Consider the following 25,220-nt stretch of genomic DNA (forward strand, 5'->3'; position numbering starts at 1 on the left):
GCCTCAGGTGGTGGCGCCGGCGCGGTAGCCGACGCCGCGGACCGTCATCACGATCCGGGGGTTGTCGGGGTCGTGCTCGACCTTGGCACGCAGCCGCTGCACATGCACGTTCACGAGGCGGGTGTCGGCCTTGTAGTGGTAGCCCCACACCTGCTCGAGCAGCATCTCGCGCGTGAACACCTGCTGAGGTTTCGAGGCGAGCGTCAGCAGCAGGTCGAACTCGAGCGGGGTCAGGTTGATGCGGGTGTCGCCGCGGCGCACCTCGTGGCCGGCCGCGTCGATCACGAGGTCGCCGATCGGCAGCGTCGCCGACGCCGTCTCGGGCGTGGGCCGCAGCCGCGTTCGGATGCGGGCGACGAGCTCCTTCGGATTGAACGGCTTCACCATGTAGTCGTCGGCGCCGGTCTCGAGGCCCTTGACCACGTCGGCCGTGTCGCTCTTCGCGGTGAGCATGATGATCGGAGTGCCCGACTCCGCGCGGATCCGGCCGCAGACCTCGATCCCGTCCATGCCGGGCAGCATGAGGTCGAGCAGCACCAGGTCGGGCTTGTGCTCACGGAACGCGGCGACCGCGGCGCCGCCCTCAGCGCAGAAGACGGGCTCGAAGCCCTCGGTGCGCAGCACGATGCCGATCATCTCGGCGAGGGCCGTGTCGTCGTCGACGACGAGTACGCGTGGAGTCATCCCGTTCGTTCCTGTCAGCAGCCGATCGCCCGGCGGAATCCGGTGTCCCCCAGCGTAACCGGTCAGGCGTGCGCATCGGCCGAATGTGCGAGCATGGGGGCACCCCGCCGGAAGGAGCGCGTAGACGTGTCGGATCACGACTGGCAGGCGCCGGGTGGCGCGAACGGTGCCCAGCCACCGGTCCCGCCCACGGCGGTGCCACCCGCCGGGGGGAATCCGCCACCCGGGCACTACCCGCCGCCCGCGTACCCGCCGCCCGTCGCCCCCGTCCCTCCGGGCGGCGACTACCCGCCGCCCGCGTACCCGGCTCCGGGTTCGTACCCGGCTCCCGCCCCGTACCCGCCCCACGGCGGGTTGCCGCCCGCCGGAGGATTCCCGCCGCCCATGCCGGGGTGGGCGCCGCCGCCGAAGCCCGGGCTCCTGCCGCTGAGGCCGCTCGGGTTCGGCACCCTGCTGTGGGCGCCGTTCCAGACGTTGCGGCGCAACCCGGCCGCGACCTTCGGCTCCGGACTCATCGTGCAGCTCGTCACGGTCGTCGCGACGCTCGCCGTGATCGTCCCGTTCATGATCCTGATCTTCAACCGCGTCGAGAGCGCGGCGACCTCCGACGACGCCGACGCCCTCGCGTCCGGTGCGGTCGGAGGGTTCCTGCTCCTCATGCTCGTACCCATCGCGATCACGCTCGTCGCGAGCGCGTTCCTGCAGGGCGTCATGGTCGTCGAGGTCGCGAGCGGCACGATCGGCGAACGCCTCGCGTTCGGTGCGCTCTGGCGACGGGCCGCTCGCCGGTTCGGCCCGCTGCTCGGCTGGACGGCGATCGTCACGGGCGCGGTACTGCTGGCCGTGATCGGCTTCGTCGCCCTCATCGCGGCCGCGGCGGTCGCGGGCACCGCGATCACGGGCGGCCCGGCCGGCGCCATCGGCGGACTCGTGATCGGGCTCGTCGGCGGGCTCGGGTTCCTCGTCCTCTCAGCGTGGCTCACGACGAAGCTCGCCGTCGTGCCGAGCGCGATCGTGCTCGAGCGCGCCGGCGTCGCACAGGCCGTGCGCCGTTCGTGGCGGCTGACGACCGGCTACTTCTGGCGGACGTTCGGCACGCTGCTCCTCGTCGCGGTCATCCTCTACTTCGCGAGCCAGCTCGTCACGCAGCCGGTCTCGCTGATCGGCACGATCCTCGCGGGGGTCATCGACCCGACCGGCTCGGGCGCCTCGATCGGCATCATGATCGCCACCGTCGTCGTCTCGCTCGTGCTCACGATCGTGATCAGCGCGATCACGGCCGTCGTGCAGGCGGCGCTCGTCGCGGTCATCTACATCGACCTGCGGATGCGCCGGGAGGGCCTCGACCTCGAACTCGCGCGCCACGTGGAGGACCGCGACGCGGGCCGGCCCACCGGCGATCCGTATGCCACTCCGACCATGTCCGGTCCGGCGGCGACGCATCACGACGGCCCCGTGCCCGACGCCTCGGCTGGCGAGACCTGGACCCCGCGCTGATCGTGCTCCTCGCGACCCCGCTCGATCCCGACGCGCCCGAGGCGCGCCGGTGGCTCGAGGACGAACTGCAGAAACCCGAGTACCAGAACGCGAAGCCCACGGCATTCGATCTCGCGATGCAGGCGATCCGCGACTGGATCGCCGACCTCCTCGGCGGAGCCGGCGGCGTCCCCGCGCCAGTCGTCACGCTCATCGTGGTGCTCGTGGTCGTCGCGCTCGTCGTCGTCGCCTTCCTCGTGTTCGGGCTGCCGCGCCTGCGACGCGCACGCCGCATCCCCCTGCCGCTCTTCGACGACCACGACGTGCGCGACCTCGGCGAGATCCGCGCGGCCGCCGACGCCGCGGCCCGCGCCGGCGACTGGCCGCGCGCGATCGAGGAGCGATTCCGTGCGCTCGTACGCGGCATCGTCGACCGCGATCTGGTCCAGGTCCATCCCGGCACGACGGCCGGCGCCTTCGCGGATGCCGCGGCCCGACCCTTCCCCTCCGAGGCCGGGTCCCTCGCCTCCGCGGCAGCCGCGTTCGACGACGTCCGCTACTCGGACGGCACGGGCGACGTCGTCGGCTACGACGAGCTCACCCGCCTCGAGCGCCGCATCGCCGAAACGCGCCCGACGGGAGCGGCGGACGTCGAGGCGGAGGCGGTGCGATGAGCCCGCCCGCCACGACGTCCCTCGAGGCGCCGCCCCCCACCGCGCCGGACGACCCCGCTGCACCGGCCGGAGCCACCGCGCTCACCCCCACGATCCGCGCCACACTGCGTCGCCGGCGCATCTGGATCGTCTTCGCCGCCCTCGTCGCGCTCGGGGTGCTCGCGATCAACCTCATCGGCGGCACGGCCCGCGGCGGCGGCCCGCTCCTCGGTTCCGACAATGCGGCGCCCGGCGGCGCGAAGGCGCTCGTCGAAGTCCTGCGCGGACACGGCGTCGACGTGACTCCCGTCGACAGCTACGACCTCGCACTGGACGCGGCGAAGTCCGGATCGACGGTGCTCGTGTACGACGAGCTCGGCGTGCTCACGGCCGACCGCTACTCGAAGCTCGGGCTGTACGCCGACCGGCTCGTCGTCGTCGCCCCCGACTTCGTCGCGCTCGAGGCGCTCGCGCCCGGCGTCCGGCTCGCGGGCTTCGCGAGCGGGCCGCTCGACGACGTCGCCTGCGACGTGCCCGCCGCGCGCCGGGCCGGTTCGCTGTCGGACGGGCAGGGGCTGCTCAGGGTCGACGACGACGCGGCGGCCGACGGATGGCAGGGATGCTTCCGCGACGAGGGCGACGCATTCGCCGTCGTCACCGGTGAGGGGCGGGGCGGTGAGATCACGCTCGTCCCTGCGACGACGTCGTTCGAGAACGGCCGCATCACCGAGCACGGCAATGCGGCGCTCGCGATCGGCCTGACGGGTGCGTCCGAGCGCCTCGCCTGGTACCTGCCCGGGCCGACGGACGCCGCCGCAGGCGAAGCGCCCACCATCGCCGAGCTCACGCCCGGCTGGGTCTCGCCCGTGCTCGCCCTCGCCGTCATCCTCACGATCGCCGCAGGAGTGTGGCGCGGTCGCCGGTTCGGACCGCTCGTCGCGGAGAACCTGCCCGTGCAGGTGCCCGCCGGCGAGACCAGCGAGGGCCGCGCGCGCCTGTACGCGCGGAACACGGCGAGGCTGCACGCACTCGACCAGTTGCGCATCGGCTCCATCGGCCGGCTCGCGCAGGCGTTGCGGCTCCCGCGCGCGGTCGACGTCGCGAGCCTCGCCGAGGCGGTCGCCGCATCGACGGGGCGCGACCCCGTGGCCGTGCGGCAGCTGCTCGTCGACGCGCAGCCCGTCGGCGACGCGGACCTCGTGCGCCTCGCGGGCGAGCTCGGCGACCTCGAAGCAGACGTACGTGCGAGACTCGCACCCGAGACCGGACCAGGAAGGCGACCATGACCGACCCGATCGCGAACGACCCGATCCCGCGCGAAGCCACGGCGGCACCCGCCACCCCGGCTGCGCCAGCCGCACCCGTCGCGCCCGCGGCCTCGCCCGACGCCGAGCTGCGCGCCGCCCTCAACCGGGTCCGCGTCGAGGTCGGCAAGGCCGTCGTCGGGCAGGACGGCGCGGTGACCGGCCTCATCATCGCCCTCCTCACGCGTGGGCACGTCCTCCTCGAGGGCGTGCCGGGCGTCGCGAAGACGCTGCTCGTGCGCACGCTCAGCCGCACGCTGGAGCTCGACACGCGTCGCCTGCAGTTCACGCCAGACCTCATGCCGGGCGACGTGACCGGCTCGCTCGCCTACGACCCGCGCACCGGGGAGTTCGCGTTCCGCGAGGGACCGGTGTTCACGAACATCCTGCTCGCCGACGAGATCAACCGAACGCCGCCGAAGACGCAGTCGGCGCTGCTCGAGGCGATGGAGGAGCGCCAGGTCTCGGCCGACGGCATCACCCGGCCGCTGCCCGATCCGTTCATGGTCGCCGCGACCCAGAACCCGATCGAGTACGAGGGCACGTACGCCCTCCCCGAGGCACAGCTCGACCGCTTCCTGCTGAAGCTCGTGCTCGACGTGCCCGAGCGCGACGCCGAGATCTCGCTGCTGCGCCGGCACGCCGACGGGTTCGACCCGCACGACCTCGCCGCTGCCGGCGTCGAGCCGGTGCTCGGCGCCGCCGAGCTCGCCCGTGCCCGCTCCGCCGCGGCCGCCGTGCGCGTCTCCGACGACGTGCTCGCCTACCTCGTGGACCTCGCCCGGGCGACCCGCCGAAGCCCGTCGATGCGGCTCGGCGTGAGCCCGCGCGGCACGACCGGACTGCTCGCGGCGGCGAAGGCCTGGGCCTGGCTCACCGGCCACGACTCGCTCACGCCCGATCACGTGCAGGCGATGCTGCTGCCGGTCTGGCGCCATCGCGTCCAGCTGCGCCCCGAGGCCGAGCTCGAGGGCGTGTCGGTCGACCAGGTGCTGCGCGGCATCGTGCAGCAGGTGCAGGTGCCGCTCTGAACGCGGGGCGGGTGCACCCGACGCCGATCACGATGGAGCCGTTCCGATGGCGCTGACCGGCCGCTTCGTCCTGCTCGTCGCCCTCGGGGTCGTCCCCGTGGTGATCGCGGGGCTCACCGGCGCGCCCGAGGCCTGGCTCGCGCTCGTCGGCTGGCTGTTCGTCGTGGTCGGCGCCGGCGCCGTCGACCTCTCGATCGCGGCGTCGCCGCGACGGGTGGCGTTCGCGCGCGAGCTGCCCGAGCGCGTCCGCCTCGGTGAACCGGTCGCCTCGGTGCTCGTGGTGCAGAATCTCGGCGGCCGGACCATGCGCGCCACCGTGCGCGACGGGTGGGAGCCGTCGGCCGGCGTCGACGGTGCGAACCGCACTCGCCTCGTCATCCCGCCCGCCGAGCGCCGCCGCATGACCCTGCGGCTCGTGCCGGTGCGCCGGGGCGACCGGCGGACGGCGCAGGTCACGATCCGTTCGGCCGGGCCGCTCGGGCTCTGGGCCCGCCAGGCGACCCTCGCGGCACCCGGCCGGGTGCGGGTGCTGCCGCCGTTCCATTCGCGGGTGCACCTGCCGTCGCGGCTCACGCGCCTGCGGGAGCTCGACGGTCGCACACCGCTGCTGATCCGCGGCCAGGGCACCGAGTTCGACTCGATCCGCGAGTACGTGCGCGGCGACGACGTGCGCTCGATCGACTGGCGCGCGACCGCGCGCCACATCGACCCCGAGGTGCCGGGCAACGCCCGGCTGATGGTGCGCACGTGGCGTCCCGAACGCGATCGGCGCATCGTCATCGTCGCCGACACCTCACGCACCGCCGCCGCGCGGATCGCCGACGAACCTCGCCTCGACACCGCCTACGAGGCATCCCTGCTGCTGGCCGCGCTCGCCACGCACGCGGGCGACCGCGTCGACTTCCTCGCGACCGACCGGCGTCTCCGCGGGCGCGTGCACGGCGCGACCGGACCCGACCTGCTCGCCCGCATGGTCGACACGATGGCGGGCATCGACGCCGAGCTGCTCGAGGCCGACTGGTCGCTCGTGCCGGGGCTCGTCCGCCAGGTCACGAGCCGGCGCGCGCTCGTCGTGCTGCTCACCGCCGCGGACTCCCCCGGCAGCTCACGCGGTCTGCTCTCGATGCTGCCGCAGCTCACGTCGCGGCACACGGTCGTCGTGGCGTCGGTCGCCGACCCCGCGCTCATCGAGGCCGGCCGTCTCCACGACGACCTCGACGCCGTGTACCGGGCCGCGGCCGCCCAGCGCGGACTCGACGACGGCGAACGCGTGGCCGCCGCGATCCGCAGGCTCGGCGGGCAGACCGTGTCGGCGTCGCCGCTCGAGCTGCCGCCGGCCCTCGCCGACCGCTACCTCGACCTGAAGGCCTCCGGGCAGCTCTGAGGCGATGCGACGCACGCTGTCGCACGACGACTCGATTCGAGACATTCGCCCGAGGTTCACGCGCCGACGAGTTCGGGGTCGCTACGCTCTGGAAGGCGCCGTCGAGGCCGTGCGCCGCGTCCGCCGACCGCTCGATCCGCCGAGCCGGTCCCAACGAAAGGCACTCAGATGTCCGACACAGCACCCGCCGTCGATGCACCCTCGACCGGCAAGAAGCTCACCGCCGAGCTCCTCGGCACCTTCATCCTCGTCTTCGGCGTGATCGGCACGGCGATCTTCTCGGCGGCCGACGGCGTGGGCCTGCTCGGCGTCGCCTTCGGCCTCGGCCTCTCCGTCGTCGTGGGCATCTACGCCTTCGGCCCGATCTCGGGCGGCCACTTCAACCCGGCCGTCACGCTCGGGCTCGCGATCGCCGGCCGGTTCGCCTGGCGCGACACGCTCGGCTACATCGTCGCGCAGATCGTCGGCGGCATCCTCGGCTCGGTCGTGCTGCTCGGCATCCTCTCCACGGGGCCGAAGTTCGACATGGCGATCTTCCAGGGCGTGTCGACCGGCTACGACGAGCTCTCCCCGGGCGGGTTCGGCCTCGTGTCGTTCTTCATCGCCGAGATCGTCGCGACCGCGGTGTTCCTGTTCGTGATCCTCGGCGTCACCTCGGCCGGCCGCGCCGCGTCGAACCTCGCCCCGCTCGCGATCGGCCTCACCCTCACGGTGCTCGTGCTCGTCGCCGGGTACGTCACCAACGGCTCGTTCAACCCGGCCCGCTCGATCGCGACCGCGATCTTCGGCGGCCAGCTCGCCCTGAGCCAGCTCTGGGCGTCGATCGTCGCACCGATCGTCGGTGCGCTGCTCGCCGGCATCATCTACAAGGCGGTCTTCGACCGGCCGACGCGCCTCACGGCGTAGGTTCGCCCGGCCGTACGGCCGCGATCGCACGAAGGCGGATGCCCCCGAGGCATCCGCCTTCGTCGTGCTCGCCCTCCCGACCCGATGAGGCAGCCTCCCGACCCGAGGAGGCTGAAGGAACGGACCTGGGCGGAGGTCGCGCGTCAGCCGGCGACGATGCGGGTCGCGCCCGCCTCGAAATCCACGAGGTCGCCGGTCGCGCCGGCCCGCCACGCACGGCGACCGACGACGAGCATGTAGAAGAGGAGCGCGCCGAGCGCGAGTGCGCCGATGCCGATCTTCACGGGCCACGGCCACGGCGCCGGGGTGACGAAGCCCTCGATGACGCCGGCGACGAAGAGGAAGAACACGAGCCCGATCGCGACCGTGAACAGCGCCCGCGCGTCCTCGGCGAGCGCGACGCCCCGCGGCCTCGGCCCCGGTGCGACCCACGCCCAGAAGATGCGCAGTCCCGCCGCCGCCGCGATGAACACGCACGTGAGCTCGAGCAGGCCGTGCGGCGCGATGTAGAGGAAGAAGGTGTCGCCCTCGTCGTACGTGAACATGATGGCGGCGTTGATGCCGAGGTTCTGCGCGTTCTGCATGATCACCCAGGGCACCCACACCCCGAGGATGCCGAACGCGACGCACTGTGCGGCGACCCACCAGTTGTTCGACCACACCGATCCCGCGAACGAGCCGGCCGGGTGCTCGGAGTAGTATGCGACGAAACCCTCCTCCGCGATCTGGCGGAGCTCGCGCTCAGAGCCGAGCGAGGCGAGCACGCGCGGATCGCCCATGATCCACCACGTGTAGAGCCCGGCGATCACGAACGTCGCGAGGGCGACCGCGAGCGTCAGCCAGCGAAGCCGGTAGAGGGCGGCAGGCAGGTCGGCCGCGACGAATCGGGCGAGCCGGCGCAGCGGATTCTCGGGCGCGGCCGTGAAGCGCAGGCGCGACCGCGAGAGGCTCAGCGAGAGACGGTCGCCGAGGGCGGTCGAGCCCGCCGTCGACTTCACGAGCGACAGGTCGGATGCCGCGGCCTGGTACCGCTCGATGAGCTCATCGGTCTCGGGGCCGGACAAGCGCCGCGATCCGCGCGCGAGCGCGTCGAGCCGCTGCCAGTCGTCGTGGCGTGCGGCGGCGAGGGCTTCGAGGTCCATCTGCTTGAATACTACCCATGGCGTCTCCGACCGGCACGGCACCCCAGGGGGCCGCCTTCGTGCGGGTCGGCCGGTTCCAGGACGACGGCGTGCTCACCGGCGAGGCGGTCTCGCTCGACGTGCGCCCCGCGAGCGTGCTCATGCGCGCCGGCGGTGCGGCGATCGACGTGCTCGTGAGCATCGCGCTCATCCTCGGGCTGCTCTGGATCGTCGCGAGCCTCGGCGCCGACGAGGCGGCGCTGCGCGCGGCGATGATCGCGGGCATCGTGACCGTCATCGTGATCGTGCCGACGGCGGTCGAGACGGCGGCCAGCGGGCGTTCCCTCGGCAAGCTCGCGCTCGGACTCCGGGTCGTCCGCGACGACGGCGGCGCGAGCGGATTCCGGCACGCGTTCATCCGCGCGCTCGTCGGCGTCGTCGAGATCTACATGACGTTCGGCGGGCTCGCGCTGCTCGTCGGCTTCCTCAATCCGTCGTCGAAGCGGCTCGGCGACATCCTCGCCGGCACCCACTCGCAGGTCGAGCGGGTGCCTGCGCCGCCGTCGAACGCCTTCGGCGTGCCGGTGCAGCTCGCGGCGTGGGCGACGACCGCCGACGTCGCACGACTGCCCGACCCGCTCGCGCGACGCGTCGCGTCGTTCTTCGCGAACGTCGAGCACCTCGTGCCCGAGAGCCGCGCACGCGTCGCCGCGTCGCTCGCCGCCGAGGTCTCCCCCTACGTGTCGCCGGTGCCGGCCGCGCCGCCCGAGCTCTTCCTCGCCGGGGTCGCCGCGCTCCGCCGCGAACGCGACGCCGCGGCGCTCTCGCTCGAAGATGCGCGCATCGCCGCACTCGCGCCCGTGCTCACGTCACGCCCGGCCGGGTTCCCCGAGCGCTGACGTCGGCCACGAGGCATCCGCGCCGCACGCACGTCGGACTCCGGCGTGGCGCCGCACGCCGCCCGCCGGCTCGCCGACGAGCGGATGCGCGCGCTCAGTACCGGTAGTGGTCGACCTTGTACGGGCCCTCGACCGGCACGCCGATGTAGGCGGCCTGCTCGGGGCTCAGCGTCGTGAGCTGCACGCCGAGCGAGTCGAGGTGCAGGCGGGCGACCTTCTCGTCGAGGTGCTTCGGCAGCACGTACACGCCGACCGGGTACGCGTCGGGACGGGTCCACAGTTCGATCTGGGCGAGCACCTGGTTGGCGAACGAGTTCGACATGACGAACGAGGGATGGCCGGTGGCGTTGCCGAGGTTCATGAGGCGTCCCTCGCTCAGCACGAGGATCGAGCGGCCGGTCGGCAGCCGCCACTCGTGCACCTGGGGCTTGATCTCGACCTTCTCGGCGCCCGCGAGCGACTCGAGCGCGGCCATGTCGATCTCGTTGTCGAAGTGGCCCACGTTCGCGACGATCGCGAGGTGCTTCATCGCGAGCATGTGCTCGAGGCGGATGACGTCCTTGTTGCCCGTGCACGTGACGAAGATGTCGACCTCGCCGACCGCGTCCTCGACGCGGGCGACCTGGTAGCCGTCCATCGCGGCCTGCAACGCGCAGATCGGGTCGACCTCGCTCACGATGACGCGCGCGCCCTGGCCGCGCAGCGCCTCGGCGGCGCCCTTGCCGACGTCGCCGTAGCCGACGACGAACGCGACCTTGCCGCCCATGAGCACGTCGGTGGCCCGGTTGAGCCCGTCGGGCAGCGAGTGGCGGATGCCGTACTTGTTGTCGAATTTCGACTTCGTGACCGAGTCGTTGACGTTGATCGCCGGGAAGAGCAGCCCGCCGGCGGCGTGCAGCTCGTAGAGCCGGTGCACGCCGGTCGTCGTCTCTTCGGTGACGCCCTTGAGCTCGGCGGCGATACGGGTCCAGCGGTCGGGGCTGAGCTCGAGCGAGCGGCGCAGGGTGTCGAGCACCACGCGGTACTCCGCGCTGTCGCCCGGGGATGCCTCGGGCACGGCGCCCGCGGCCTCGACGTCGCGACCGCGGTGCACGAGCAGCGTGGCGTCGCCGCCATCGTCGAGGATCATGTTGGGCCCGATCCAGTCGGCGCCGGCCGCCGTCGCCTCGGCGCTCCAGTCGAAGATGCGGTCGGTGCACCACCAGTACTCGTCGAGGGTCTCACCCTTCCACGCGTAGACCGGCACGCCCTTGGGCTCGTCGATCGTGCCGTCTGGTCCGACGACGACCGCGGCGGCCGCCTCGTCCTGCGTCGAGAAGATGTTGCAGCTCGCCCAGCGCACCTGCGCCCCGAGTGCGACGAGCGTCTCGATGAGCACCGCGGTCTGCACGGTCATGTGCAGGCTGCCCGCGATTCGCGCGCCGGCGAGCGGCTTCGCGGCGCCGAACTCGGCGCGCAGCGCCATGAGCCCCGGCATCTCGTTCTCGGCGAGCCGGAGCTGGTGTCGCCCCGCCTCGGCGAGCGAGAGGTCGGCGACCTTGAACGGGAGGGCGATGGTGGCGGGCTCGATGCTCATGCCGACCATTCTCGCAGGCCCGCTAGCCTTGCATGCGGATGCACGAGACGGCCCCCGATCGTGTGAGGACGACCCCTTGGAGGAGCCGCATGCTGAAGGTCACCGTCATCGTGCCGACGTTCCGCTCCGGGCCGGGCCTCGACCGCCTGGTCTCCTCGCTCGACGCGCAGTCGATGCCTGAGCGTGAGTTCGAGGTGATCTTCGTCGACGACGGTTCGCCCGACGACACCTGGCTCCGCCTGCAAGGCATCACCGGTGAACGCGACCACATGTCGGCATACCGCATCGCGCCGTCGGGCTGGCCGTCCCGCCCGCGCAACACGGCGCTGGAACATGCGCGCGGCGAGTACGTCCTCTTCCTCGACCACGATGACGAATTGGGACCACATGCCCTTGAGGCCGGATACGAACTCGCGAAGGCGCACGGCGCCGATGTCGTGAACGGGAAGGAATCGCGTACCCACCTCCTGGGCTGGGCGATGACGGTCTTCACCGAGAACCGCGGAAACGCGATGGACCCGCTGGTGCCGGTCGCACTGATGCCGATGACCCCGCACAAGATGTATCGGCGAGCGCTCCTCGAGGAACACCGCATCAGATTTCCCGAAGGCGGTCGGCGGATCTGGGAGGACATCCACTTCAATCTGGACGTGTATGCGAAAGCGAAGACGGTATCCGTCCTCGCCGACACCGCTTTCTATCACTGGGTCTGGACGGGCGCGAACTCCTCGGCCGATGAGTACCAGGATGACCGTATCGAGTACTGGCACCGGCTCTCCGAGCTCATCGATCGAATCAGGACGACGCTTCAGGAGCCGCGGCTCCACCCGCTTCGCGACGCGCTCCTGCTCGTGCAGTACCGAGCACGCATCCTCGGCTTCGTGTTGACCAAGGTGAGCATCGACGACCCGGCCGACGTCGCGACGGCGGACGCCATGGCGAGGAGATACGTGGACTCCCTGCTCACACCGGAGCTCGAGCGCGAACTGACGGTGGATGAACGCGCGAAGACCTTCCTCATCGCCGACGGCAGGGTCGATCTTGCACGCATGTTGGCGACGGTGGATGCCGGTGTGTCCGGCCGAGCGACGATCGAACGTCTGGCGTGGCAGGACGGGAGGCTCATGCTCACCGGCAGCGCGTCGTGGGCCGGCAGAGAGCTCGCGGGCCCCCGCCTCCGGGTTGGGGCCAACGGCCGAGTCGTCCGAGATCTTCCGCCCGAACTCGAGGCCGCTCTCCCCGCCGAGCTCCGAGATGCCGAAGACGACGTCGCGCGCGCCTCCGTCGAGCTCGGTGTGCGCGACGAGGCCACGAAGGCCGTCTGGCTGCTGACGACGGAGGTCGAGCGGCTGCGTCGTGTCGACTCCGAAGGCAGGCTGACGCTCGAGTTGCGGTTCTCGTCGGCCATCGATCCGCGCAGTTCGATCCTCGGCAAGCCGATGCAGAACGGTGAGTGGAGCGTGAACGCGCGTACGTCGCTCGCAGCCCACATCAATCACAGAACCGTCGCCGGGAGCCTGAGCTCCGCGCCCGCGGTGATCGATGGCCGCGCCGCGATCGCACAATTCGACGATCGCGGTGTCCTCATGATCAGTCTTGGCGACCCCGAGCAGATCCTCGACCATGTATCGCTGAACGCGGCTTCGGCCGACGTGACGAGAACGTTCGGTCGGTTCGATGTCGTGATACCGGTCGTTCCACCACTCGCGGTCTTCGGTGCAACGACCGTCGTCGGTGTGGCAACGGCGCAGGCGAGGCCCGACGAGGACGTTCCACGGTGGCGCCGAGCCGCGCGCGTACCTCTTATCGGGCCGATGCTCACCGCCTCCGCCTCGACCGACGTGACCGGCGAGATCGAGTTCGCCTCCGGCGAGTCCGGCGAAACCGTCCTCCGGATCGGGTTCCCGCGAATGCGGCCCGGGACATTTCGACTTACCGGGGTGATCGGTTCGCGCGAAATCGCGCTCCCGCTCCGGCTCGTCGTCGGACTGCGCGGTGCGCGCCTTGAGATCGTCGCCGACGGGACCTGAAGCGAGCGGGCACCGGCACCACGATCTGGGAACCTACTCGACGCGGATGAGCGCGAGCACCTCGTCGCGGATAGCAGCCATGGTCGGCTCGTCGCCGCCCTCGACGTTGAGGCGCAGGAGCGGCTCAGTGTTCGAGGGGCGCACGTTGAACCACCAGAACGGCTCGTCTCCCGCCGTGACGCCCGTGACGGTCAGGCCGTCGAGCTCGTCGAACTCGCCGCGGCCGGTGAACGCCTCGACCACGCGCGTGTAGGCCGAGGGCACGTCGTCGACGACCGAGTTGATCTCGCCCGAGAGCGAGTACGGCGTGAAGCGGGCGGCGACCTCCGACAGCGGTGCCGACTGCGCCCCGAACTCGGCGAGCACGTGCATCGCGGCGAGCATGCCGTTGTCGGCGCCCCAGAAGTCGCGGAAGTAGTAGTGGGCCGAGTGCTCGCCGCCGAACACCGCCCCGGTCGCCTTCATCTGGTCCTTGATGAGCGAGTGCCCGACGCGCGTACGCACGGGGATCGCCCCGGCCGCCTCGATCGTCTCGGGCACGAAGCGCGACGTGATGAGGTTGTGGATGACGTTCACCCCGGTCTCGCCCGCCGCGGTGACGCGTGCGATCTCGCGCAGTGCGACGATCGCTGCGACGGCTGAGGGACTGACCGCGCCACCCTGCTCGTCGACGACGAAGCACCGGTCGGCGTCGCCGTCGAACGCGAGTCCGAGGTCGGCGCCGTGCTCGACCACGGCGCGCTGGAGGTCGACGAGGTTCGCGGGCTCGAGCGGGTTCGCCTCGTGGTTCGGGAAGGTGCCGTCGAGCTCGAAGTACAGGGGCACGATCTCGAGCGGCAGCGCAGGCAGGCCGGCGGCCTCGCCGAGCACGGCGGGCACGGTGAGTCCGCCCATGCCGTTGCCGGCGTCGACGACGATCTTCAGCGGGCGAACACTCGACAGGTCGACGAGCGACCGCAGGTAGGCCGCGTAGTCGGCGAGCACATCGGCCTGGCTCACGACGCCGGCGGTCTCAGCCGTGGGGATGCCGTCCTCGAGGTAGTCGGCGGCGCGATCGCGGATCGCGGCGAGTCCGGTGTCGAGCGAGATGCCCTGCGCGCCGGCGCGGGAGAACTTGATGCCGTTGTAGGCGGCGGGGTTGTGGCTGGCCGTGAACATCGCCGCCGGGGCGTCGAACGAACCGGATGCGAAGTAGCTCTCGTCGGTCGAGCACAGCCCAATCGAGACGACGTCGGCTCCGCGTACCGAGGCACCCGCTGCGAACGCCGCCGCGAACCCGGGCGAGGAGTCACGCATGTCATGGCCGACGACGATCCGGCTACCTGCAGCGGCGACCTCGTCGACGAAGGCCGCGCCGAGAGCCTCGACGGTCTCTTCAGTCAGCCCCTCGCCCACGATTCCGCGGACGTCGTAGGCCTTCACGATCGCGTCGAGGCGCGCGCGAGCGCCGGAGGGTGCAGCGGGATTCATGCCTTGAAACCTACCTCACCGAGCGAGACGTGCCGCACGACCTGCCAGCCGACCGGTGCCGACGTGCGCTCGGCGTGGCGGGCGCACAGGTCGTAGCCGTGCGGCTCTGGCACGGTCGCGAGCGGCCCGAGCACGGCCATCGAATCGGCGTAGTCGAAGGTCAGGGTCGCGACCGCCTCGGCGGCGCATGCGGTGCGCGAACAACGTCTCATGGCAGATCAAGATTAGCGACGACCCCCGCCATTACGATGGAGGGTATGCCCCGCTCTCGTCGTGTCGCCGCACCGCGCTCTCCGAGGCGGCTCGCCCGCGACCGCCACGGGCGCGGCATGCGCTCACCGGTGACCGGTCCGCACCTCCCGATGCTCACGAACCGGGTCGACGAGTTCGAGCTCACGGTCGCGACGACGGTGTCGTACCTGCGGGGTCTGTGGCCCGAGCTCGAGGGGGTGGTCTTCGAGGTCGCCCAGGCGCCGGCCGAGGCCATCCACGATGATCACATCGACCGGTGGAAGGTCTACCACGACGAGCGGCGCATCGTCTTCTTCCGGTTGCCGATCGTGCGGTTCCTGCGGTTGCAGGAGGGTGAGGACAAAGACGAGAAGCTCCTCGTCGAGAGTTGCGTGTTCCGCGCGATCGCCGACTTCCTCGGGCGCGACCCGTGGGAGCTCGCCCCCGGGCGGTACCGCCACTTCTGACCTCTCGGTGGTCGAGAGGCGCGAAGCGCTGATCGAGACCCCCGTGCGGCAGCTAGTGGGGGAACACCCGCAACGGCGAGTCGAGCGGCCCCGGGGGGCGCACCGGGAACGAGGACAGCGCCCGTTCGCCCGAATACGCCACGGTCGCGTGCAATCCGGCCGTCCCGGCGAGTTCGACGACACCGCGTGCCTCGACCTCGATCGCCTCGGTCGTACCCGGGGCGATCCGCACCTCACGCTCGTCGCCGTCGACCGTGAGCATCGCCTCGACCTCGTCGTCGCCGGGGTTCGCGAGGTGCAGCACCGGGTTCGGCCCGCGCGGAACCGCGATGACCGCCGTGTCGAGCAGCGGCAGCGTCGCCGCGGTCCAGGCGAGGTCGACGGATGCCTCACGGTCGTCGCCGTCGGGATCGGTCTGCGCCTGCGGGGAGCCGGTCGTCGCGCGCGCGGCGGCGACGATCGGCCCGTCGGCCTCGAGCGCGATGGTGTACTCCCCCGCATCGAGGTCGCCGAGCGGTACGTCGCTGACGATCCCCGGCTCGAGCGTCGCATCGATGCTTCCGCCTCCACCGCCCGACTCGGGAGCGATGTCGATCGAGACCTGCACGGGATCGTCGCCGGTCGCGAGGAGCCTCACTGCCGGGAAGGCGTCGCCCTCGGCGTGGTCGTCCGTCGCGTCGACGCCGCCGTCGACCGGCACGGTGAAGCCGGGGATGATCTGGACCTCGGCGGGCGTCGCGGTCGGCCCGACGAGTTCGACGCCCGCCGGCGTGAGCCCCTCGACGACGGTGTGCTCGAGCGACGCGGCGATCCCACCGCCGGTGCTCGTGACGTGCACGACGGGCGAGGCGAGGTTCGGGGCGAGCCCGGCCAGCGAGACGACGCGCTGTTCGCCGGCCGGCACCGTGATGCCGAGACCCGACGGCGCGTCGACCGCGCCGCCCTCGCCGATCACGCGGACATCGACGGTCGACGCGACGGCGGTCGGGTTCGAGAGCAGCACGAGCCCCGAGCGCCCGACGTCGGTGGCGCCGCCGACGAGCCACGCCTCGGTGACGACTTCGTCGCAGGCGGCCACGGCGTATCCGGCGATCGTGTCGCGCGAGACCTGCTGCCCCTGCGCACCGGCGAGCATGCCCGCCTCGACCGCACCGGCCTCGGTGGTCAGCGCGAGCGGGGTGCCGTCGCGGTCGGCACGGGGATTCTCGGGGGCGGCGAGTGGGGTCTCGGCGACCTCGGCATCGTCGGGGACGGCGCCGTGCGTCACGGAGGTCGTCCCGACCGAGCTCGCGGTCGTCGCCTCATCGGGGTCGTCGCCGAGCGAGAGCAGCGGGCCGGGGCACACCCGCAGCTGTCCCGTCTCGGCAGGCTTCACGACGAGCGACGGCGGCGTGATGCGGTGCTCCGGCCACGGCACCAGCGCGGCCGCCGCGAGAGCGCCGACGGCGATGCCGGCCGCGATCACGAGGGCGAGGCCGCGTGCGCCGATCCGGGCGAGCCGGCGGCTGAAGTAGCGCTCAGCGGCCATCGTCGTCTCCTTCGGTCACGTCGGGCTCGGATTCGGTTCGCGGCGGTTCGGATGCCTCGGACTCGCCGCCGTCGGTCGCCCCGGCGGGCGGCTCGACCTCGTCGGTTGCCGTCGTGGGATGCTCGTCGTCGAAGGCCGCTGCCTGCGGCTCGTCGTCGACGGGCTCGGTCTTCGGGGCCGGCTCGAGCGATCCGCTCCCCGGTGGCGACGTCATCTCGTCGTCGGATCCGGCGGCGACGATGCCGCTCGCATCTTCCGCCCCGCCCGCTGCCGCGACCGGCTTCGGCTTGCGTGCACGGATCAGCGGGCGCCGCGCGGGTCGACGCTGCGTACTCCGGTCGGCTTCGCGGCCGGCACCCGTCGGAATCGAGAGCAGCAGCGTCGCTCCGAGCACGATGAGCTGCACGACGGCGACCGCGCCGACCAGCCAGCTGCTCGCCTCCGGCGGGATCTGCGCCGCCGAGGCATCCGGTTCTGCCGACGTGAACCGCCAGAGCGTGCCGAAGTCGGTCTCGCCCACGGCCACGAGCGCCGCGTTGCCGTCGAGCGCGGTACGCGCTCGCTCGGCGGTGGCGACCGCGGCGCGGTCGTCGACCTCGGGGTCGTCGAGCAGCACGAACGAAGCGCCGAACTCGCGCACCGCGGCCTCTGGGTCGAAGCCACTCCGCGACGCGAGGTTGCCCGCGATCTCGGCGAGCTGCTCCTCATCGGCCGAGAGCGTCAGTGCGGTGGCGTCGAGGGTCGACTGCTCGTCGAGCGTGGTGCCCGCGCCGCGCTCGAGCGTCGCGCGGAGGCTGCCGTCGGCGTCGGGCGTCATGCGGAGCGTCGTGACGCGGGAGTCGTTCTCGGCTTCGGCACCGACGAACGCCGGCAGCGTGCGCACCGCGGCGGGCCGTACGGCGACCGTGCCCGTGGCGAGGTCGATCGCCGTCGGCACGACGGCGGCGACGACGGCGGCGAGCACGACCCATGCAACGAGCGCACGGCCTCGTCGCAGCGCGTCGAGCGCGACGACGGCGGCGAGCACGAGCCCGATCCAGGCGAGGCTGAGGCCGGCACCCGACCACAGCGGCACAGCGGTCGCACCCGAGCTCGACAGTGCGAGGTGCGTCGCGAGCAGGGCGGTCGCGAAGCCGAGCAGCGCCGTCCCGAGCGCGAGCACGGCGGAGCGGAGGGCCGGCGCGAGCACCGCGGTGAGCGCGACGATCACGAGCGGCAGCACGAGCGCGCTGACGGCGATGCGGAAATCGACGCTCGTGGTCGCGAAGAAGCTGTTCCAGCCTCCCCACGAGCCGTCGGGCAGGCCGAGGGCGAGCTGCCACACCGACGGCACGGTGCTCTCGGTCGGCAGCCCGGGGTCGGCGAGCAGGCCGAGCGGATTGCCCCGGTCGATCTGCCCGATCACGAGCGGCGCGGCGAGCACGATCGCGGGGATGGGCAGGCCCACGAGCCGGACGGCGGCCCGCCCGCTCACGGCGAGCGCGACGATCCAGGCGATGAGCAGCGCCGGCGCGAGGCTCGGCGCCGCGGCGATGACCGCGGCGAACAGGAGCGATGCGGTCGCGGCAGCCGCCCACGAGGTCGCGGCGCCGAACGCCGCGAACGCAAGCCATGCCAGCAGCACGTGTGCGAGGACGGCCCCGGGGCGCCCGTCGCCGAGGGCGATCAGGAACGGCGGGGCGAACGCCCACATCAATGCGGCGACCGCCCGGAGCGACCCGCGCTCGGTCAGTCGCGATGCCGCGAACCAGGCGCCGAGCGCCGCCGCCGGGATCGCGAGGAGCCACAGCAACAGGAGCGCGGTCGACGGCGCCCAGAAGGTCACGGATCCGAGCACGGCGAGCGCCCCGGCGAACGGGTCGGCGCCGCCCATGAATCCGGGGCCGATGTCGCGCCAGCCGTAGGCGGCGTTGCGCCAGAGTGCGTCGAGGCCGTTCGAGAGCGGCTCGAGGCCGCCTCCGCTCACGCCGCCCGCGCCGAAGAGCCAGGAGAACAGCGCGATCGACGCGACGATCGAGGCGAGCAGGACCCAACCACCGCCCGTGCCGAGGAACTGGAGCTCGTGCTTGCGCCCGCGCGCGCGTTCGCGGCGGGCCTCCGCGGCGTGCTGCCGGCGGCGGCGCATCTCGTCGGGCTGCATGCGCAGCGGCGCGATCGCCGACCAGCCGACCGTGCGGGCGGACTTCAGCCTGCGGCGGGCACGCGGCACGCGGGCGCCCGAGAACATCGTCGTCACCGCAGCCGCGAACTCGCCGGGGATGGCGCCGGGCGCCTTCACGAGGAGCAGCCGGATCGAGCGGAGCACCGCAAGCGGCAGGAAGGTCAGCCAGTGCAGCGGAGCGAGGAGGAGGGGCGCGTAGACGAGCCGCCGGTGCAGTTGCGCCGCGCGGGTGTTGCGGACGCGCCGGCGCGTCGTCCGCGCCTTCGGGCCCGTCTCGGGCCCGGCGACGCCGGCGCCCGCGAATCGCACCTTCGCCTCGGGTACGACCTCGACGCGATGCCCGGCGAGGCGGGCCCGGATCGACAGGTCGAGCGCGTCGTCGACGGTGGGCAGGCCCGGGTCGAAGCCGCCGAGCGTGCGCCACACCGAGTGCCGCACGAGGATCGCCGCCGGGTCGAGCCCGAGCACGTCGCTCATGCCGTCGTGCTGCCCCTGGTCGAGTTCGTCGGCGACGAGGGTGACGCTGCGACCGAGGCGCGTGATGGAGCGGCCGAAGCGGGCGATGCGGTCGGGCTCGTGCCATTCGACGAGCTTGGGCCCGGCGATCGCCACCGACTTGGCCGTCTCGAGGGTCGCCACGAGGCGGGCCAGGGCATCTGGCGCGGGCGCGCTGTCCTCGGCGAGCAGCCAGAGGGCGTCGCCATCGGAGTCGGGCTCGTCGAGCACGCGATCGGCAGCGCGCACTGCTTCGCCGAAGGAGAGACGCTGGGAGAGGTCGACGAGGTGGGTGGGCGAGATCTTCGCGATCTGCTCGCGCGCGACGGTGTCGGCCTCGGTGAGTACGACGACGAGCGCGTCGGGGCCGCGCTCCTGGGAGCGGATCGCCTCGAGCGTCTGACGGAGGTGGTCGCCGCCGTGGTGCACGACGAGGACGGCGGTGACTCTGGGGAACATCGCAGTCAGCCTAAGCGGCGCACGCCGCTCGTCGGGAGACTCCCCCGGGCGCGCCTCGAAACCGGCGAAGACGAGTGCGGGGCCTGCCGAAGCAGGCCCCGCGACTCACACCGCTCGCTTGCGCAGCTTGCGCCGCTCGCGCTCGGAGAGCCCGCCCCAGATGCCGAACCGCTCATCGTTGCCGAGCGCGTATTCAAGGCATTCGGCGCGGACCTCGCAGCCGGTGCAGATCTTCTTCGCGTCCCTCGTCGATCCGCCCTTCTCAGGGAAGAACGCCTCGGGATCGGTCTGCGCGCACAATGCGTCGCTCTGCCACGCCAACGGATTGTCGTCATCGACCGCCGGGCGCACACCGGGTACTCCCAGCCTGACCGGATCGACGAACCAATCGTCAGGTACTCCAGAACGATATTCAGGACTCGCCATATCGTCTCCCACCCAGTTGTACCGACCACCCGAAGGGTGTGTCATGAACAATTACACCCATGTAATTCCCGCGAGTCAAGTCGCAGATGGTAACCCTCAATCACCTGTCGAGGCTTCACGCGGCACGCGACACGCCGGTGTGTTGGGGAGACGTTATGAATCGTCGGCTCACGCAGCGGCGCGGCGAGCCTCCCACGCCGTGCGCACCATCTCGGCGAGCGTGTGGCGCATCCTCCAGTCGAGGTCGCGGGCGGCGAGCTCGCCCGAGGCGACGATGCGGGCCGGGTCGCCGGCGCGGCGCGGCGCGATCTCGGGCGCGAACTCGATGCCGGTCACGTCGGCGACGGTGCGCATGATCTCCCCGACCGAGACGCCGTCGCCCGAGCCCAGGTTGTAGACCGGCTCGATCGGCTCGCCGGCGTCGAGCCGCTGTGCGGCCGCGACGTGCGCCTCGGCGAGGTCGGCGACGTGGATGTAGTCGCGCACGCATGTTCCGTCGGGCGTCGGGTAGTCGTCGCCGTTGATGCGGGGCGTACGACCGTCGAGCAGCGCGTCGAACACCAGCGGGAAGAGGTTGTGCGGGCTCGGGTCGAAGATCTCGGGGGTGCCCGAGCCGACGACGTTGAAGTAGCGCAGGCTCGTGTGCGCGAGCCCCGCCGCGCGGCCCTGGTCGGCGAGGAGCCACTCGCCGATGAGCTTGGACTCGCCATAGGGCGATTCGGGATGCTTCGGGGTCGACTCCGTGACGAGGTCGACGTCGGGCGTGCCGTAGACGGCCGCGCTCGACGAGAACACGATCCGCGAGACGTCCTTCGACTCCATTGCCGCCAGCAGGGTGGACGTGCCCGTGACGTTCTGCTGGTACGTGTGAAGGGGGCGCTGCACCGAGACGCCGGCGTACTTGAAGCCGGCGAGGTGCACGACGCCGCGCACGTCGTAGCGCTCGAGGGTGGACTCGAGGAGGCGTCCGTCGAGGATCGAGCCCTGCACGAAGGGCGTGCCGTCGGCGACGAAGCCGCGCCGGCCCGACGACAGGTCGTCGACGACCACCGTGTCGATGCCCTTCGCCGCGAACGCCCGCACGACGTGCGCACCGATGTAGCCTGCTCCCCCGGTGACCAGCCAGCTCATGTTCCGCCTCTCCGGCGGCGGTGTCTCCGGCGCCCACACGATCCTAACGGGGGCGTCGAGCGGGCCGAGGAGCGAGCGCGGCGAGCGCCTCGAGACCCCGGCAGGCCAGGGCCGAGGGGTGGCGGCTGGACGGCTCGAGGCCCCGGGTCATCCGAGCCGCTCGACGTGCCGTACCCGGTCCCGGATCTCGGGCCTGCCGTAGCCGTCGCGGCCGAGCCCCGCGACGGTGGCGACGACACCCCACACGGCGAGCGCGACGAGGACGGCGATGAGGAGGATCATGATGATGGACATGGCAGTTAATGTATGGATTGCAAGATCCTGCCGACAGTGGCAGAGTTGACACAGATCATCCCATTCCTGCCATCGGCTCGCCGACAACCGGAGGTCAGCATGCTCCGCTCCATCGCCTGTCTCGCCGTTCCCCAGATGGCGCCGTTCGAGTTCGGCGTGATCTGCGAGGTGTTCGGCATCGACCGATCCGAGCACGGCGGACCGGTCTTCGACTTCCACGTCGTCGCCGCCGACCCCGGCACGGTGTCGACGAAGCTCGGCTTCGACCTCGTGGTGCACGAGGGCCTCGACTTCGCTCGCACCGCCGACCTCGTCGCGGTGCCGGCCGCGCTCATCGACCAGCCGGTCGACGAGCGCATCGCCGAGGTGCTCCGCGACGCCGTCGCCCGCGGCGCCTGGGTGCTGAGCGTCTGCTCGGGCGCCTTCATGCTCGGCAAGGCGGGCGTGCTCGCCGGCCGCCGCGCCACGACCCACTGGATGTACTCCGACCGCCTCGCCGCCGACTTCCCCGACACCGAGGTCGACCCCGACGTGCTCTTCGTGCAAGACGGCAAGGTCGTCACCGGCGCTGGAACGGCCGCCGGCATCGATGCCGCGCTGCACGTCGTGCGCACCGAGCTCGGGGCGAGCGCCGCGAACATCATCGCCCGCCGCATGGTGGTGCCACCGCAGCGCGACGGCGGCCAGTCGCAGTTCATCCAGACGCCGGTGGTCGAGTGCCGCAGCGACTCGTTCGCCACGATCACCGCGTGGATGCTCGAGCACCTCGACGAGGACCTCACCGTCGACCTGCTCGCGCGCAGGGCGCTGATGTCGCCCCGCACGTTCGCCCGCCGATTCCGGGCCGAGACCGGCACGACGCCGAACGCATGGCTCAACCGTCAGCGACTGCTGCGGGCGCAGCAGCTGCTCGAAGAGAGCGATCTCAACCTCGAGGAGATCGCCCGCGAGACCGGCTTCGGCACCGCTGCCGTCATGCGACACCATTTCGTCAAGGTGCTGCAGACCACCCCGACGGCCTACCGACGCCTGTTCGGCATGCGCGTCGCGAGCTGAGTCCGAGGGGTCGCCGCGGGGTCCTGCGGCTCGCGTCACGGCGTTCGGCCCTCGCCGAGGTACTCGCGCAACGCCTTTCTCGCATCACGCACGCGGAACCCCGTCGCCTCGATCTTCGCGAGGTCGAGCGTGCTGTGCCGGGGGCGGGGTGCTGCGGCGAGTCCGCGCCCGTACTCTTCGCCCGAGACGGGCCGCACGCGGTCCGGGTCGTGGCCGAGCATCTCGAACACCGCGCGCGCGATCTCGAACCAGCTCTGCGGCGCGCCCCCGTTGCTCAGCTGGTAGGTGCCGTACGGCGCCCGCGTCTGGAGCAGGTGCCGGATGCCGCCGGCGAGGTCCCCCGCGAACGTGAGCCGTCCGAACTGGTCGTCGACGACCGAGGGATCGACGCCCCGTTCCGCGAGCGACGCCATCGTGCGCACGAAGTTCGCCCCCTCGCCGACGACCCAGCTCGTCCGCACGATGTAGTGACGTGCGCAGCGGCGGGCGGCGAACTCGCCGGCCGCCTTCGTCTGCCCGTACACACCGAGCGGAGCCACGCCCTCATCGACGTCGTGCCGTGTCCGCACTCCATCGAAGACGTAGTCGCTCGAGACAGTGACCAGCGGCACTCGCAGCCGTTCGGCGACGTCGGCGGCCTCCGCAACGGCCTCGGCGTTGATCCGCCAGGCGGCGCGCCGCCCATCCGGCGTCTCCGCCTCGTCGACGGCCGTGTACGCCGCGGCGACGACGATGGCCGCAGCATCCGACCAGTCGTGGGCCTCGATCGCACCGGGCACCCCGAGGTCGAGTTCGCGCCGCGTGACGAAGCGCGCCCCGGGCAGCTCGATCCGCAGCGCACGTCCGAGTTGCCCGTCGCCGCCGATCACGACGACGCGGCGCGCCGGCAGCGGATCGACGTCTCGGAGGGCGGGGTGACCGCGATCGGCGGGTGAGAGCTCGACCTCGTCGAGCGGGAAGGGCCAGTCGATCGCAAGCGACTCGTCGGCGAGGTTCACGAAGGTGTACGCGGCGTCGGGGCGCCAGTGCTCGTTGACGAGGTAGCTGTACGCGGTATCGGGCACGAGCGTCTGGTAGGAGTTGCCGACGCCTCGCGGCACGAACACCGCACGCTCGGGTCCGAGCTCGAGTGCGACCCTACGCCCGAAGGTCGGACCCTCGCGCAGGTCGACCCAGACGCAGTACGCCCGGCCCGAGGCGATCGAGACGAGCTTGTCCCACGGTTCGGCATGGATGCCGCGGGTGGTGCCCGCCGCGACGTTGTACGACACGTTCTGCTGCACCGGTCGGAAGTCTGGCAGCCCGAGGGCGAGCATCTTCTCGCGCTGCCAGTTCTCCTTGAACCAGCCTCTGGCGTCGGCGTGCACGGGCAGGTCGAGCACGAGCAGCCCGGGGATCTCGGTCTCCGCGACGCGGAGCGCGTCGCCGCTCAACGGCCGACTTTCGCGTACGCGGCCTCGGTGCGCTCCTTCTGGGGGCCCCACCACGTCTCGTGCGCCCGATACCATTCGACGGTCGCGTGCAGCCCCTTCTCGAAGTCGACCCGCTCGGGCCGCCAGCCGAGCTCCTCGCGCAGCTTGGTCGAGTCGATCGCGTAGCGGAGGTCGTGCCCGGGCCGCTCACCGACGAAGTCGAACTCGTCGGGCCGGCGCCCGAACGCCGTCAGCAGCAACTCGACGACCTCGCGGTTCGAACGCTCGCCGTCGGCACCGATGAGGTAGGTCTCGCCGATCGCCCCGCGCTCGAGGATCGCGAGCACCGCTGACGAATGGTCGTCGGTGTGGATCCAGTCGCGCACGTTCTCACCCGAGCCGTAGACCTTCGGCCGATCGCCGCGCAGCAGGTTGGTGATCTGGCGCGGGATGAACTTCTCGACGTGCTGGTAGGGCCCGTAGTTGTTCGAGCAGTTGCTGATCGTGGCCCGGAGCCCGAAACTGCGCACCCACGCGCGCACGAGCAGGTCGGAGGCGGCCTTCGTCGATGAGTAGGGACTCGAGGGGTTGTACGGCGTCGCCTCGGTGAAGCGGCCCGGTGCGTCGAGTTCGAGGTCGCCGTAGACCTCGTCGGTGCTCACGTGATGGAACCGGAGTCCGCGGCGACGGGCCGCCTCGATCAGAGTGTAGGTGCCGACGACGTTCGTCTCGAGGAAGGGTGCCGGGTCGGCCAGCGAGTTGTCGTTGTGCGACTCCGCGGCGAAATGCACGATGGCGTCATCGGCGCCGAGCCGATCGGCCAGTCCGTCGACGAGTGCCGCATCGGCGATATCGCCCCGCACGAACTCGTACCGGTCGGACGGCAGGCCGTCGAGCGCGCCGAGATCGCCCGCGTAGGTGAGCTTGTCGAGCACGATCACCGATCGGTCGGTGCTCTCGAGCACGTGGCGCACGAAGTTCGATCCGATGAAGCCGGCGCCGCCGGTCACGAGGAGGATCGACATC

Annotated in this window: 21 protein-coding genes and 1 pseudogene; 10 read left to right on the forward strand and 12 right to left on the reverse strand. The window is 71.8% G+C overall.

Going from position 1 to position 25,220, the window contains the following annotated elements; genetic code table 11:
• Nucleotides 1-3: 3 nt before the first annotated feature.
• The gene (mtrA, locus tag ACFWGP_RS13720; protein WP_376931144.1) at nucleotides 4-684 is read right to left on the reverse strand and encodes an MtrAB system response regulator MtrA; all 681 of its coding nucleotides are present in this window, start codon (nucleotides 682-684) and stop codon (nucleotides 4-6) included.
• Nucleotides 685-1,068: 384 nt separating this feature from the next.
• On the opposite strand from mtrA, the gene ACFWGP_RS13725 reads away from it, so the two are divergent.
• The 6 genes from ACFWGP_RS13725 to ACFWGP_RS13750 all read left to right on the forward strand — a co-directional run bounded on the left by ACFWGP_RS13725 (nucleotide 1,069) and on the right by ACFWGP_RS13750 (nucleotide 7,438).
• Nucleotides 1,069-2,181: a glycerophosphoryl diester phosphodiesterase membrane domain-containing protein gene (locus ACFWGP_RS13725; protein ID WP_376931145.1), complete on the forward strand. Its 1,113-nt coding sequence runs from the start codon at nucleotides 1,069-1,071 to the stop codon at nucleotides 2,179-2,181.
• Nucleotides 2,182-2,183: 2 nt separating this feature from the next.
• The gene (locus ACFWGP_RS13730) at nucleotides 2,184-2,834 is read left to right on the forward strand and encodes a DUF4129 domain-containing protein (RefSeq protein WP_376931146.1); all 651 of its coding nucleotides are present in this window, start codon (nucleotides 2,184-2,186) and stop codon (nucleotides 2,832-2,834) included.
• A complete protein-coding gene (locus ACFWGP_RS13735; protein ID WP_376931147.1) occupies nucleotides 2,831-4,099 on the forward strand; it encodes a DUF4350 domain-containing protein in 1,269 nt (422 codons plus the stop codon). Before ACFWGP_RS13730 ends, ACFWGP_RS13735 begins: the two co-directional genes overlap by 4 nt.
• Nucleotides 4,096-5,148 (forward strand): AAA family ATPase, encoded by a 1,053-nt coding sequence (locus tag ACFWGP_RS13740; RefSeq protein WP_376931148.1) that lies wholly within the window; start codon nucleotides 4,096-4,098, stop codon nucleotides 5,146-5,148. The genes ACFWGP_RS13735 and ACFWGP_RS13740 overlap by 4 nt, the downstream gene beginning before the upstream one ends.
• A gap of 46 nt (nucleotides 5,149-5,194) precedes the next feature.
• Entirely contained in the window at nucleotides 5,195-6,532 is a 1,338-nt protein-coding gene (locus ACFWGP_RS13745) for a DUF58 domain-containing protein (protein WP_376931149.1), read from the forward strand.
• 168 nt (nucleotides 6,533-6,700) lie between these two features.
• Entirely contained in the window at nucleotides 6,701-7,438 is a 738-nt protein-coding gene (locus ACFWGP_RS13750) for an aquaporin (RefSeq protein WP_275506613.1), read from the forward strand.
• 143 nt (nucleotides 7,439-7,581) lie between these two features.
• Here ACFWGP_RS13750 and ACFWGP_RS13755 read toward each other — a convergent pair whose 3' ends face one another.
• On the reverse strand, nucleotides 7,582-8,580 hold the full coding sequence (locus ACFWGP_RS13755) for a stage II sporulation protein M (RefSeq protein WP_376931150.1): 999 nt from the start codon (nucleotides 8,578-8,580) through the stop codon (nucleotides 7,582-7,584).
• Between the two features lie 17 nt (nucleotides 8,581-8,597).
• Here ACFWGP_RS13755 and ACFWGP_RS13760 point away from each other — a divergent pair, with 17 nt between their 5' ends.
• Nucleotides 8,598-9,458, forward strand: coding sequence for an RDD family protein (locus ACFWGP_RS13760; protein ID WP_376931151.1), 861 nt, complete (start codon nucleotides 8,598-8,600; stop codon nucleotides 9,456-9,458).
• Between the two features lie 94 nt (nucleotides 9,459-9,552).
• On the opposite strand, the gene ahcY is transcribed toward ACFWGP_RS13760, so the two are convergent.
• The gene (gene ahcY / locus ACFWGP_RS13765) at nucleotides 9,553-11,034 is read right to left on the reverse strand and encodes an adenosylhomocysteinase (protein ID WP_376931152.1); all 1,482 of its coding nucleotides are present in this window, start codon (nucleotides 11,032-11,034) and stop codon (nucleotides 9,553-9,555) included.
• An 89-nt stretch (nucleotides 11,035-11,123) separates the two neighbouring features.
• Between ahcY and ACFWGP_RS13770 the strand changes: the two genes are divergently transcribed.
• Entirely contained in the window at nucleotides 11,124-13,064 is a 1,941-nt protein-coding gene (locus ACFWGP_RS13770; RefSeq protein ID WP_376931153.1) for a glycosyltransferase family 2 protein, read from the forward strand.
• A 33-nt stretch (nucleotides 13,065-13,097) separates the two neighbouring features.
• On the opposite strand, the gene ACFWGP_RS13775 is transcribed toward ACFWGP_RS13770, so the two are convergent.
• Nucleotides 13,098-14,534 carry a phosphomannomutase/phosphoglucomutase gene (locus ACFWGP_RS13775; RefSeq protein WP_376931154.1) on the reverse strand — a complete coding sequence of 479 codons (1,437 nt, stop codon included), beginning with the start codon at nucleotides 14,532-14,534 and terminating at the stop codon, nucleotides 13,098-13,100.
• Nucleotides 14,535-14,566: 32 nt separating this feature from the next.
• Nucleotides 14,567-14,746, reverse strand: a pseudogene (locus ACFWGP_RS13780) (DUF3499 family protein); the annotation flags it as partial.
• 45 nt (nucleotides 14,747-14,791) lie between these two features.
• Here ACFWGP_RS13780 and ACFWGP_RS13785 point away from each other — a divergent pair.
• Entirely contained in the window at nucleotides 14,792-15,232 is a 441-nt protein-coding gene (locus ACFWGP_RS13785; protein WP_376931155.1) for a hypothetical protein, read from the forward strand.
• A 52-nt stretch (nucleotides 15,233-15,284) separates the two neighbouring features.
• On the opposite strand, the gene ACFWGP_RS13790 is transcribed toward ACFWGP_RS13785, so the two are convergent.
• The 5 genes from ACFWGP_RS13790 to ACFWGP_RS13810 form a co-directional block, all read right to left on the reverse strand.
• Nucleotides 15,285-16,760: a DUF5719 family protein gene (locus tag ACFWGP_RS13790; protein ID WP_376931156.1), complete on the reverse strand. Its 1,476-nt coding sequence runs from the start codon at nucleotides 16,758-16,760 to the stop codon at nucleotides 15,285-15,287.
• On the reverse strand, nucleotides 16,750-19,875 hold the full coding sequence (locus ACFWGP_RS13795) for a glycosyltransferase (protein WP_275506606.1): 3,126 nt from the start codon (nucleotides 19,873-19,875) through the stop codon (nucleotides 16,750-16,752). The genes ACFWGP_RS13790 and ACFWGP_RS13795 overlap by 11 nt, the downstream gene beginning before the upstream one ends.
• A 105-nt stretch (nucleotides 19,876-19,980) precedes the next feature.
• Nucleotides 19,981-20,301 carry a WhiB family transcriptional regulator gene (locus ACFWGP_RS13800; RefSeq protein WP_231431566.1) on the reverse strand — a complete coding sequence of 107 codons (321 nt, stop codon included), beginning with the start codon at nucleotides 20,299-20,301 and terminating at the stop codon, nucleotides 19,981-19,983.
• A gap of 168 nt (nucleotides 20,302-20,469) precedes the next feature.
• On the reverse strand, nucleotides 20,470-21,432 hold the full coding sequence (gene galE, locus ACFWGP_RS13805; RefSeq protein WP_376931157.1) for a UDP-glucose 4-epimerase GalE: 963 nt from the start codon (nucleotides 21,430-21,432) through the stop codon (nucleotides 20,470-20,472).
• Nucleotides 21,433-21,579: 147 nt separating this feature from the next.
• Nucleotides 21,580-21,726 (reverse strand): hypothetical protein, encoded by a 147-nt coding sequence (locus tag ACFWGP_RS13810; protein WP_275506604.1) that lies wholly within the window; start codon nucleotides 21,724-21,726, stop codon nucleotides 21,580-21,582.
• A 99-nt stretch (nucleotides 21,727-21,825) separates the two neighbouring features.
• On the opposite strand from ACFWGP_RS13810, the gene ACFWGP_RS13815 reads away from it, so the two are divergent.
• Entirely contained in the window at nucleotides 21,826-22,782 is a 957-nt protein-coding gene (locus ACFWGP_RS13815; RefSeq protein WP_231431569.1) for a GlxA family transcriptional regulator, read from the forward strand.
• A 35-nt stretch (nucleotides 22,783-22,817) separates the two neighbouring features.
• Here the strand turns inward: ACFWGP_RS13815 and ACFWGP_RS13820 are convergent, their stop codons facing one another.
• Complete coding sequence (locus tag ACFWGP_RS13820; RefSeq protein WP_275506603.1) at nucleotides 22,818-24,215, reverse strand: bifunctional dTDP-4-dehydrorhamnose 3,5-epimerase family protein/NAD(P)-dependent oxidoreductase; 1,398 nt, start codon at nucleotides 24,213-24,215, stop codon at nucleotides 22,818-22,820.
• On the reverse strand, nucleotides 24,212-25,219 hold the full coding sequence (gene rfbB, locus ACFWGP_RS13825; RefSeq protein ID WP_376931158.1) for a dTDP-glucose 4,6-dehydratase: 1,008 nt from the start codon (nucleotides 25,217-25,219) through the stop codon (nucleotides 24,212-24,214). The genes ACFWGP_RS13820 and rfbB overlap by 4 nt, the downstream gene beginning before the upstream one ends.
• Between the last annotated feature and the right edge of the window lies 1 nt (nucleotide 25,220).

It is taken from the genome of Agromyces sp. NPDC127015 (assembly GCF_042725165.1).
Lineage (GTDB): Bacteria > Actinomycetota > Actinomycetes > Actinomycetales > Microbacteriaceae > Agromyces > Agromyces chromiiresistens.

Coding starts and splice junctions, on each gene's coding strand:
- mtrA (WP_376931144.1), bottom strand. CDS start 684: ATGACTCCACGCGTACTCGTCGTCGACGACGACACGGCCCTCGCCGAG.
- ACFWGP_RS13725 (WP_376931145.1), top strand. CDS start 1,069: ATGCCGGGGTGGGCGCCGCCGCCGAAGCCCGGGCTCCTGCCGCTGAGG.
- ACFWGP_RS13735 (WP_376931147.1), top strand. CDS start 2,831: ATGAGCCCGCCCGCCACGACGTCCCTCGAGGCGCCGCCCCCCACCGCG.
- ACFWGP_RS13740 (WP_376931148.1), top strand. CDS start 4,096: ATGACCGACCCGATCGCGAACGACCCGATCCCGCGCGAAGCCACGGCG.
- ACFWGP_RS13745 (WP_376931149.1), top strand. CDS start 5,195: ATGGCGCTGACCGGCCGCTTCGTCCTGCTCGTCGCCCTCGGGGTCGTC.
- ACFWGP_RS13750 (WP_275506613.1), top strand. CDS start 6,701: ATGTCCGACACAGCACCCGCCGTCGATGCACCCTCGACCGGCAAGAAG.
- ACFWGP_RS13755 (WP_376931150.1), bottom strand. CDS start 8,580: ATGGACCTCGAAGCCCTCGCCGCCGCACGCCACGACGACTGGCAGCGG.
- ACFWGP_RS13760 (WP_376931151.1), top strand. CDS start 8,598: ATGGCGTCTCCGACCGGCACGGCACCCCAGGGGGCCGCCTTCGTGCGG.
- ahcY (WP_376931152.1), bottom strand. CDS start 11,034: ATGAGCATCGAGCCCGCCACCATCGCCCTCCCGTTCAAGGTCGCCGAC.
- ACFWGP_RS13770 (WP_376931153.1), top strand. CDS start 11,124: ATGCTGAAGGTCACCGTCATCGTGCCGACGTTCCGCTCCGGGCCGGGC.
- ACFWGP_RS13775 (WP_376931154.1), bottom strand. CDS start 14,534: ATGAATCCCGCTGCACCCTCCGGCGCTCGCGCGCGCCTCGACGCGATC.
- ACFWGP_RS13785 (WP_376931155.1), top strand. CDS start 14,792: ATGCCCCGCTCTCGTCGTGTCGCCGCACCGCGCTCTCCGAGGCGGCTC.
- ACFWGP_RS13790 (WP_376931156.1), bottom strand. CDS start 16,760: ATGGCCGCTGAGCGCTACTTCAGCCGCCGGCTCGCCCGGATCGGCGCA.
- ACFWGP_RS13795 (WP_275506606.1), bottom strand. CDS start 19,875: ATGTTCCCCAGAGTCACCGCCGTCCTCGTCGTGCACCACGGCGGCGAC.
- ACFWGP_RS13800 (WP_231431566.1), bottom strand. CDS start 20,301: ATGGCGAGTCCTGAATATCGTTCTGGAGTACCTGACGATTGGTTCGTC.
- galE (WP_376931157.1), bottom strand. CDS start 21,432: ATGAGCTGGCTGGTCACCGGGGGAGCAGGCTACATCGGTGCGCACGTC.
- ACFWGP_RS13810 (WP_275506604.1), bottom strand. CDS start 21,726: ATGTCCATCATCATGATCCTCCTCATCGCCGTCCTCGTCGCGCTCGCC.
- ACFWGP_RS13815 (WP_231431569.1), top strand. CDS start 21,826: ATGCTCCGCTCCATCGCCTGTCTCGCCGTTCCCCAGATGGCGCCGTTC.
- rfbB (WP_376931158.1), bottom strand. CDS start 25,219: ATGTCGATCCTCCTCGTGACCGGCGGCGCCGGCTTCATCGGATCGAAC.